We start from the raw sequence: 1,036 nt of genomic DNA, 5'->3' as shown, positions 1-1,036 counted from the left end.
TGACGTATATTGGTGAGCAGCGATTCCTTATCGGTACCGGCAATCTGGTGTTCCACTCGTAGTTGGCGTCGAAGTGGTCTTCCAGGGCACGTTTGCCCCGTCCCGTCACCATGCAGATATCAGCCAGATTTGCTTCCAGGGCTTCTTCAACCCCGTATTCAATCAGCGGTTTGGAGACCACCGGCATCATCTCTTTGGGCATGCTTTTGGTGGCTGGGAGAAAGCGGGTGCCGTAACCGGCGGCGGGGAAAAGGCATTTTTTCAGCATCGGGTGGAACATCTCTTTAAAAAAAACTACTATTCATAAAATGTAAGGCAAAACAATAAAGGTAAGGCAATGAATATCTCAACAGCAACTGTCACCAGCAAGGGGCAGGTAACCATTCCGGCAGCTGTACGAAATGCTCTGAGTGTGGGGCCCGGAGATCGTATTCAGTTTATTGAAGTAGCACCCGGGCGGTTTGAAATGCTGGTTGCCAGTAATGACGTTAAAGCGTTGAAAGGCATGATTAAGGCAGACCATCATGTATCCATTGAAGAAATGAATGAGGCCATTGCAAACAGAGGTAACGAGTCGTGATTGGCCTTGATACTAATATTCTGGTTCGTTATATCGTTCAGGATGATTCATCACAATCTGCCGTTGCCACCAAGCTGATTGAATCCCGGCTCTCAACAGAAAACCCCGGGTTCGTATCACTGATCACCCTGATTGAAACGATTTGGGTTCTGGATTCCTGCTACCAACAATCCCGGCAAGAGCTGACTGCAATCCTCCGCCAGTTGATCACTACCCGTCAGCTATTGGTGGAGCGGCCGGATATTGCCCATCAGGCCATACAACGATATGAGTCTGGCAATGGTGATTTCAGTGATGCTGTCATCTGTCTTATCAATGCTGAATATGGCTGTGATGAAACACTGACTTTTGATAAGAAAGCCAGAACCGTTGGAATGACATTATTAAAATAACAAAAACCTACTTTGGCAGCGGATATTGCCGTTCTATATGTTTAGCCCGATGTGGATAAAGCTT

The 1,036-nt window shown here is 47.1% G+C and carries 2 protein-coding genes and 1 pseudogene; 2 read left to right on the top strand and 1 reads right to left on the bottom strand.

The window, feature by feature from the left end; translation table 11 throughout:
• Positions 1–268: pseudogene (locus tag KDK15_RS07005) on the bottom strand (sugar phosphate nucleotidyltransferase); the annotation flags it as partial.
• Between the two features lie 69 nt (positions 269–337).
• Between KDK15_RS07005 and KDK15_RS07000 the strand changes: the two are divergent.
• Positions 338–580 (top strand): type II toxin-antitoxin system PrlF family antitoxin, encoded by a 243-nt coding sequence (locus KDK15_RS07000; RefSeq protein WP_257294650.1) that lies wholly within the window; start codon positions 338–340, stop codon positions 578–580.
• Positions 577–972 carry a type II toxin-antitoxin system VapC family toxin gene (locus KDK15_RS06995; RefSeq protein ID WP_257294649.1) on the top strand — a complete coding sequence of 132 codons (396 nt, stop codon included), beginning with the start codon at positions 577–579 and terminating at the stop codon, positions 970–972. Before KDK15_RS07000 ends, KDK15_RS06995 begins: the two co-directional genes overlap by 4 nt.
• The last annotated feature ends 64 nt before the right edge of the window (positions 973–1,036 follow it).

Source organism: Endozoicomonas sp. YOMI1, from assembly GCF_024606345.1.
GTDB lineage: Bacteria > Pseudomonadota > Gammaproteobacteria > Pseudomonadales > Endozoicomonadaceae > Endozoicomonas.
This window is presented reverse-complemented; position numbering and strand designations above follow the sequence as displayed.

Excerpts from the sequence above, each read along its gene's own strand:
- KDK15_RS07000 (WP_257294650.1), top strand. The coding sequence starts at position 338 with ATGAATATCTCAACAGCAACTGTCACCAGCAAGGGGCAGGTAACCATT.